The organism is Paracoccus sp. JM45 (assembly GCF_003590715.1).
Classification (GTDB): domain Bacteria; phylum Pseudomonadota; class Alphaproteobacteria; order Rhodobacterales; family Rhodobacteraceae; genus Paracoccus.
In genome coordinates this window covers 195,096-203,590 of sequence record NZ_QQVY01000005.1, presented here as the reverse complement: position 1 = coordinate 203,590, position 8,495 = coordinate 195,096, and the positions used below count along the sequence as shown (strand labels likewise).

Sequence of the window (8,495 nt, the reverse complement as noted above, 5' to 3'; positions counted from 1 at the left end):
GAGGCCTATGATACTCACAATCAACACCTGAAAGCCGCCGCCTGACATGAAACCCATGCTATAGCTTAGCCCGGCGGAAAACTGGTCGAAAATTCAGGACCACCTCTTACGTCATCTACACGCATTAACTTCAATATGAGCACACTCAGCTACGCGTCGCGTATCATGATCCTGCAAATCGTGCTTGACGAGAATGAACCTTCGATCCGAGAGGTGCTCAACTGTTCGACAGATGAACTGATCCCGATGCTACGCGATGTGAATGGCAGCACCTATTTGCCGGTCAATAAGATTCTAAAACCAGCTGAACGGCAATCAACCCCACTTGAGCAAATGAAAGAAGTCGCCTCGGCTCTCTGGTCCAGCTTTCAGGTTACGCAGCTTGAAAATGGATCAATCATCGTCCGCGACGACGGCCATCTTCTTCCCCAAGCAAAGCCGGTGCTGCGCGACATTGCACGTCAGATAGGAGTGAACCCGATGAACTCGATGGGAAACGCTAAAAATACTCGCAGCCTCGGCTCTGATATTATCAAGGCGCTGGGTTAAGACTTGAGAGGAGGGCGAATACCGTGACGAAAAACAAATTTGTCTACGATGCGGATGATAAGCTCACGTTCAGCTTTATTGATGATGACGGTATCGAATATCCCATCACGCCCCGCAGCCTGAAGTCAGAAAGCGACATTATCAAGCGTCGAGGGATGTTACATCAGGCTCATATCGAACCGCTTTCGCGACTGGTGGACACTCTACGGAACGAGAACCGCGGGCAAGTTCCCGACTTCGATCCTCTGGATGGCGGCGTGAAAGCGCAGATGCTCTTCATTATGGAAAAGCCCGGCCCCATGACTGATCCAGACAAGGATGGACCAAGCGGATCAGGCTTCATCTCGCGCGATAACAATGACCCTACAGCCGAGGCCCTTTTTTGCTTCATGAGGGAAGCAGAAATCGACAGAAGGCAGACTGTTCTTTGGAATGCTATACCTTGGTGGAACAACGATATTCAAGTTTACAGCCAAGAATGGAAAGACGGTCTGTCCTGCATCGACATGTTGCTCGATATACTGCCATGTCTGCAAGTCGTCGTTCTTGTCGGCAAGAAGGCAGAAAAGGCGCGCAAATCTCTAGAGGCCAGAGGGCTGAAGGTCTTCATCTCTGCACACCCTTCACCTCAGACCCGCGGCCTACATCCTGAGCTGTGGCGAGCCATCCCGGACATCTGGCGCGAAGCAGCCACTGAACTTGCCCGCCTTTCAGAGGATGACGCACGTTACGGGCGTGCAATTGCTTCCCGGTCCGTATTCCCTACTCAACGCCAGTTCGAACTACGTGACGTGCAATTGAGCGCGCAAGTTGCTAATTGCAGCCCAAGTGGCACCGACGTTAGCGATCATCGCCTCGATCTGGTCATATCACTCGATCCTTTTGAATTTCAGATCTCTCATGACGAGACGAACTATACGCAGTTTGAAAGGAGCTTGATCAACGATCTCGAGGCGATCGCTCGCGCTTGTCGCTATGCATCGCAAGATCACCTTATATGCGCGATTGCATACGTTTGCGCTTGCTACCGCGCCATACAGACCGCGGAAATCTCTATCACGAGTAACCCTGCCTGGAATGGAACAGGCAGCATGACCAGTAAGATCAGCCTCGATTCGGCGGCCTTGGAACATTTGCGCGAAAACTGAACCCATGCTTCTTCACATGGACAAATGAACTGCACGCTCTCCGCAACCATTTTTCCGTTCAATGATTACTGTCAGACGATCCCCAGAGCACCCCAGAAGTGCCTCGGTATCTGTTCAGCTAAGCGCCATTGGATAGTAATCGGCTGCTCGCCGTCCGCACCATCGAATTGAGGTCGCCCACAATAGAGAAAAGGCGCTGCCTTTCCGTTACGAAGCTTATTTGCCCGGACAAACAAATGCACACGAACGTCTGGTTCTTCAGCGAGCAGGATACGGCCAACCTTGCTGTCCCGACGTGTTCGGGATTGGCTTTGCCAGCTTACGACATCTGGTGAAAGAAACTCATCCTGATAGTGATTACCGGAGGCCATGTCCTTTTTATGTAGCGTAGTCAGTAAGATAAGATCACGCTCCAACCGCACGATACCCGATTTCCAATTGCCTGGATTGAAAACTGCTCCAAAGAGAGGGGGGATCTGTTCGCGCATATATTCGATCCATAAGCCAGGTCCAGCAACAGACGTTGGCGCAGGCGATTCATCAACCTGATCTGGCTTTAAGATCGATAAACGCCAAGCCACTAGCTCCTGGATCATCCGAGCGCCCTTCCCGCCGGGATCGTCACGTATCAGCGACAAATGCTGATCTTCACGTTTCACGAGAGGATGGAATGCCCACCGAGCCAAGCCCTCCTGACTAGCGGGTGCGCCATTGATACTTGAAAGCGCCATCAGGGCGGACACGTCCAACGCTGCATCACGTTCAATCGTGCGAAGCAGCTCCGCTACTTTCATCATTGCACGATCATCTACGGGGTCACCCATATCGCGAACGAAATCAAACCAGCCACCATGACCGTTTCGCGATGGATCAAAACCTTCAGCTGCTATTTCAGCAGCGGTCGGACGGCGCTCGTGACGCAGATGAAAGTCACGATAGCGCATTTCGAGATCAGTTCCCGCTGGAGTCTTACGTAACAGAGCACGCAGGATCTCTACGACTTCCAGATCGTAAGTCACGCTACAGCCCGCGGGAAGACTGAGGTTATTATTGAAAGCTTCTTCCAGGCGTTGCGAAAGAGATCGATATCCGGGTCCTGCACCAAGCAGTGCACGCAGCTTCGTCAAAAATATCCGATGATTACCGATGTAGTCGATAACCCGCAGCAGCTTCCCTTCGACCCGACGCAGCCCGCGGCCAAGCTGCTGTAGCCAGATAATCGCACTTTCGGTCGGCCTGAGCATCATCACCGTGCCGATATTTGGGACATCGACGCCTTCGTTAAACATATCGACAGCGAAGAGAATGTCGATTTCTCCTCTACCTAGTTGTTCCAGCGATGTCGTGCGCGGCGCAGAACCAGGTCCAGAATGGACGGCAACCGCTTTTATACCATGACGCTGAAAGAAGTCGGCCATGAACTCGGCATGTCGAACCGAGCAGCAAAAACCTATCGCAGGCCCTTCACGGTGCAAATTGAACTGCTCCAGAGCATTCGCTGCACGCGCCTCAGTGACGATTGCAGCGTCCAGTGCAGTTGGGTCAAATTGCGAGGATCTCCACGGGATCTGCGCATAATCGACTTCGTCCGGCACACCTAGATACTGGAAAGGAGCCAGCAAGCCCGCTTCGATGCCTTCGAACAAGTCGCACTGATAGACCAAATTTTCGTCACAAAGCTCGAGAAGGCTCTCACCGTCCGCGCGGTCAGGTGTTGCTGTCAGCCCCAATAGAAACGACGGTGAGAAATGATCGAGAAGCCCGCGATAGCTAGCTGCTGACGCATGATGAAACTCGTCCACCACGATATAGTCAAAAGCATTAGGATCGAAGCGATGTAGATGTGCTTTGCGCCCAATCGTTTGTATCGATGCGAAGAGGACTTCTGCCGAGGTGTTCTTTTCGTTGCCATCATACCGACCGAAGCGAGCTTCAGGGCGAATACGTCGAAAAGAGGACATTGCTTGGTTCAGTATCTCTTCGCGATGGGCCACGAACAAAACTCTCTGAAAAGGCAGACTGTCGAAAGCAGCCAACCAGGTCTTCCCAAGACCGGTGGCAAGAACAACCAGACCCTTTCGGCGACCTGCTCGGCGCGTGGCGCCAAGCGCATCTAGGGCCGCCTGCTGGATGGGATGGGGTCTCGGCGCTGGATCGGGCGGCTCGTCTGCAACTATGGTCTGCGCGATATCAGTTAGCGCCGTGCGGCCTCTGCGCACGGCATAGGCATCGATCCAACCGGAGGTCAGCACTCGTGCCGAGGGATGGCTGAGAAGCGACTCGAAGGCGTCCTGCACAACATCTGTGGCGTTCTCGCTGTGCAGGTTCCACTCCACTCCTGTTGTTAGCGCAGTCCGCGACAGGTTCGAACTGCCCACGATGGCAGAGCCAGTCCGGTCCGCAGCACGAAACAGCCAAGCCTTGGGATGAAAAGAGCTAGTCCCTGTCTCAAAGATTCGGAGATCTGCCCCTTCAAGATCTTCAAGTCTCCGCAGGGCTGCGGGCTCCGTGACGTCCATATAGTCGCCGACCACGACCCGAAGCCGTCCGCCACGATTAAGCAGATCACGCAACCATGGTTCCAACAGCCGCACGCCAGAATCCAGTGCAAAAGCGACGGCTAAATCTACCTGCGCAGCGCCATCGATACTTCGTGCCAGCAGCGGCAGCAGCGGATCGGTCGCGCCTGTGATCAGTCGCGGCGGTCCAAATGCTTGGCGCCGCACGAAATGAAAATGCCCATGCGCGTCGCTGATATCGAAGCCAGTCCAGCCATGCGTGAGAGCCTCTCCAAGGCGCGCCAGAAGATCCATTTGCTCAGTGGCAGTCAGATCACCCCAACAAGCTGCATGGCGCTGTGGCGCGATCCTATCGCCTGGTTCGAGGCATAGCGGGCAAGCGGGAATGGGCATGTCCAAATGGCGGTCCTTCGAAATGGCATCAGGTTATCAATGCGTCAGGCATTGTCCAGGATAGACCATTCCCTTGTCACGCAGTGGCCCACTTCGCTTCCATGTTGAAACTCTTCGGTTCATTGGACGCGATAAGTATGATTGACCTTGTTTGCTCTTCACATTCGACTGTTTTCTGGCGCACATGTAGCACTGCTTCGATGTGGTCTACGGTTTGAGCCTCCTCAGAGAATGGCAGCTTATGCTCATCGGACCTGATAAATGTAGACGAGCGAGATTGAGCCATGGCGATTAAGAAAAGCGATATCTACCGGTCCCTTTGGGAAAGTTGCGACCAGCTCCGAGGCGGGATGGATGCTTCGCTCTACAAGGACTACATCCTAACGCTTCTTTTCGTGAAATACGTCTCGGACCGCGCTGGCCAAGTGGATGCACTGATCGAAGTGCCGGCTGGCGCATCATTTGCTGATATTAAGGCCCTGCGCGGATCGAAGAACATCGGCGAGGGGATGGACAAGATCATCGCGCGCATCGCCGAAGAGAACGACCTTAGCGGCGTCATTGACCGGGCGTTCTTCAACGACCCTGAGAAGTTCGGCCGCGGCCAGAAGATGATCAATACTTTGACCGCATTGATCAATATATTTAGCCGGGAAGAGCTGAATTTCACCAAGAACCGCGCCGATGGCGACGATATCTTGGGCGACGCCTACGAATACCTCATGCGCAACTTCGCGACCGAGGCAGGCAAGTCCAAAGGCCAATTCTACACCCCCGCCGAGGTGTCGCGCATCGTCGCAGCCGTAGCGGGCATCAGCCGGGCTACAAGCCCCAGACAGTCGGTTTACGACCCAACTTGCGGATCTGGCTCACTGTTGCTTAAGGCCGCGGAAACGGCCCGAGTGCAGATTGGCATCTACGGACAAGAAATGGATATCGCGACCCGCGGCCTCGCGCGCATGAACATGATCATGCACAACCGCGCCACGGCGGAAATCGCGCAAGGCGATGTCATCGCGGAGCCTGCTTTCCTGGCTGACGGCCAAAGCCTCGAAACCTTCGACTTCGTTGTCGCCAACCCGCCCTTCTCCACTAAGGCCTGGGCGTCGGGCCTCACCGCCGAAACCCGCTATGGCCGCTTCGACGATGGCGAGCCGCCTGCCAAGAACGGCGACTTTGCGTTCCTATTGCACACCCTCGCTTCGATGAAGGCCACTGGCTCCGGCGCGGTCATCCTTCCCCACGGCGTCCTCTTCCGCGGGAATGCCGAGGCAAAGCTGCGTGAGCGTATCCTGAAACGCGGTTACATTAAGGGCATCATCGGCCTGCCTGCCAACCTGTTCTACGGCACCGGCATTCCGGCCTCGATCATTGTCCTGGACAAGTCCGAGGCCACTGCCGCGCGTCCCGTCTTCATGATCGACGGCTCAAAGGGCTTCATCAAGGACGGCAATAAGAACCGCCTGCGCGAGCGTGACATCCACAAGATCGTCGACGCCTTTACCCGCCAGCAGACCATACACGGCTATTCCCGTCTCGTGCCCTTCGATGAGATTACCCGGAACGACTTCAACCTGAACATCCCGCGCTACATCGACGGTTCTGAACCCGAGGATCTGCAGGACATCACCGCCCACCTGCATGGCGGTGTGCCAGAGCGCGACATCGACGCCTTACGCGAGTTCTGGGACGTTATGCCCAACCTGCGCGCCACGCTGTTCGGGCCGAACGCGCGCAAGGGTTATGCCGATCCGCTGGTCGCGCCTGACCAGGTGCGCGCTACCATCCGCAACCACCCGGATTTCGCGGCTTTCCGAACGCAGGTCACGGGCATCCTCGACCACTGGACCACAGCGAACGAACGACTGCTGACGAACATTCAGCAGGGCGATCATCCCCGCGACATGATCCACAGCATCGCCGAGGATATGCTGACCCGCTTTGACGCTGCGCCCTTAGTGGACAAATATGAGGCCTATCAACGCCTGATGTCCTATTGGGCGGCCAGTATGCAGGATGACGTGTTTATCATCTCGGGCGGCGGCTGGCTGGAGGCGCGTGACCTGCGCGAGGCGCGCAAGGAGACCAGCGCTGACGGCAAGGTAAAATGGCTGGAAGAGGGCGACCTGACGGTGAACAAGGTGCGCCTTGTGGCCGATGTGATCCCGCCGCGCCTGATCACCGCGCGCTTCTTCCCCGACCTTAAGCAGGAACTGGATGATGCCACCGCCCAAGCCGAAGAGCTGGGCCGCGAGATCGAGGAACTGGCCGAAGAGCACGGGGCCGAGGGAGGACTGCTGGAATTCGCCCTGACCGATACGGGCAAGCTGAGCGCCGCTTCGGTCAAGGCGCGCACGGCATCGGGTGAGGCAGAGACCGACGAAAGGCCACTGCTGAAGCAGGCCGTTCGCTTGATCGCGGCTGAGGCTGCGGCAAAGAAGGCTGCGAAGGACGCCGAGGCACGGCTGAACGAGGCGGTGCTGAAGCACTATCCAACGCTGACCGATGACGGGATCCGGCTGCTTGTGGTGCATGATAAATGGCTGGCCGACATCACCGCCGCCATCGGGGCCGAGGTTGAGGCGCGCACCGAGACCCTGACCACCCGCGTGCGGGTGCTGACCGAACGCTATGGCCAGACCCTCCCGCAGATCATGGAGGATCTGGCTGGGCTGGAGGCGCGGGTGGCCCGGCATCTGGCTACGATGGGGGTGGCGAGATGAGCGGTGGTTGGACCAGCAAACCACTTGGTCAGATCGTAACTCTTCAACGTGGCTTTGATCTTCCCAAGCGGCTTCGCGTTGATGGTGAAGTTCCGATCATCTCATCCTCTGGTCCCGAGGACTGGCACAACGAACCAATCAAGATCGGTCCGGGGCTTGTCACCGGGCGATATGGAACCATTGGGAAAGTCTTCTTTGTGGACGGCCCCTACTGGCCGTTAAACACAACCCTCTTCGTCTCAAACTTCCACGGCAACAATCCGCGCTTCTGTTACTATCTCCTCCAACGCTTTGATTTTGCGGGACAGAGCGGGAAGACAGGCGTTCCGGGCGTGAACAGGAATGATTTGCACGCGATCAAGGTTCTTGCTCCCGACGATCTCCCCGAACAACAGGCCATCGCCGCCGCCTTATCGGATGCAGATGGGGTAGTAGCGGGATTGGAACGGGTGATCGCCAAGAAGCGCCTAATCAAGCAGGGCGCGATGCAAGACCTCCTCACTGCCCGCCGCCGCCTCCCGGGGTTCTCGGGGGAGTGGGAGGTTAGGAAGTTGGGTGGCCTTGGGGTCTGCCTCCGTGGTGTTAGCTACGACGGTAGCGCTGACCTATTCGAAACGGAGACACCTGCCTCAATCATGCTTTTGAGGGCGAACAACGTCCAGAACGGCAAGATCGTTTATTCTGACGTTCAGCATGTTCGGAAAGATCGAGTTAAGCAGGTTCAGCATTTGAAGCGCGGAGATGTCCTCGTCTGCATGGCCAACGGCAGCCGGGCATTGGTCGGAAAAGCTGGTATTTTTTGGGACGAGGACGGCTCGGCCTATACCTTTGGGGCGTTTATGGGATGTTTTCGTCCTACCGCGGGTGCCGCCGCCGATGGGTATGTGCCCTTCTTGTTGCAGTCGGACGAATACCGCAACCAACTGAACGTGATCCTATCTGGCTCTGCTATCAACAACTTGGCGCCAAGTCAGATTCTGGGCTTCAGTTTCACGATGCCGGTGGATCATAAAGAACAACAAGCTATCGCTGCCGTCCTCTCGGACATGGATGCCGAAATCCAGACCCTCGAATCCCGCCTCGCCAAGGCCCGGTTGGTGAAGGAGGGGATGATGCAGAACCTTTTGACAGGGCGGGTCAGGTTGGTCTGACTTGGTGACAGT

Annotated in this window: 5 protein-coding genes; 4 read left to right on the top strand and 1 reads right to left on the bottom strand. The window is 56.2% G+C overall.

The window, feature by feature from the left end:
* Positions 1–165: 165 nt before the first annotated feature.
* Both DWB67_RS10025 and DWB67_RS10020 read left to right on the top strand, forming a co-directional pair.
* Complete coding sequence (locus DWB67_RS10025) at positions 166–549, top strand: hypothetical protein (protein WP_119807387.1); 384 nt, start codon at positions 166–168, stop codon at positions 547–549.
* Positions 550–572: 23 nt separating this feature from the next.
* Positions 573–1,697 (top strand): uracil-DNA glycosylase, encoded by a 1,125-nt coding sequence (locus DWB67_RS10020; RefSeq protein ID WP_182911546.1) that lies wholly within the window; start codon positions 573–575, stop codon positions 1,695–1,697.
* A 71-nt stretch (positions 1,698–1,768) separates the two neighbouring features.
* Here DWB67_RS10020 and DWB67_RS10015 read toward each other — a convergent pair whose 3' ends face one another.
* On the bottom strand, positions 1,769–4,510 hold the full coding sequence (locus DWB67_RS10015; protein WP_255418630.1) for a DUF3427 domain-containing protein: 2,742 nt from the start codon (positions 4,508–4,510) through the stop codon (positions 1,769–1,771).
* Positions 4,511–4,893: 383 nt separating this feature from the next.
* Here DWB67_RS10015 and DWB67_RS10005 point away from each other — a divergent pair, with 383 nt between their 5' ends.
* Together DWB67_RS10005 and DWB67_RS10000 are read left to right on the top strand one after the other, a co-directional pair.
* Entirely contained in the window at positions 4,894–7,332 is a 2,439-nt protein-coding gene (locus DWB67_RS10005) for a class I SAM-dependent DNA methyltransferase (protein WP_119807385.1), read from the top strand.
* A complete protein-coding gene (locus DWB67_RS10000) occupies positions 7,329–8,483 on the top strand; it encodes a restriction endonuclease subunit S (RefSeq protein WP_119807384.1) in 1,155 nt (384 codons plus the stop codon). Before DWB67_RS10005 ends, DWB67_RS10000 begins: the two co-directional genes overlap by 4 nt.
* The last annotated feature ends 12 nt before the right edge of the window (positions 8,484–8,495 follow it).

Coding starts and splice junctions, on each gene's coding strand:
- DWB67_RS10025 (WP_119807387.1), top strand. CDS start 166: ATGATCCTGCAAATCGTGCTTGACGAGAATGAACCTTCGATCCGAGAG.
- DWB67_RS10015 (WP_255418630.1), bottom strand. CDS start 4,510: ATGGATCTTCTGGCGCGCCTTGGAGAGGCTCTCACGCATGGCTGGACT.
- DWB67_RS10005 (WP_119807385.1), top strand. CDS start 4,894: ATGGCGATTAAGAAAAGCGATATCTACCGGTCCCTTTGGGAAAGTTGC.
- DWB67_RS10000 (WP_119807384.1), top strand. CDS start 7,329: ATGAGCGGTGGTTGGACCAGCAAACCACTTGGTCAGATCGTAACTCTT.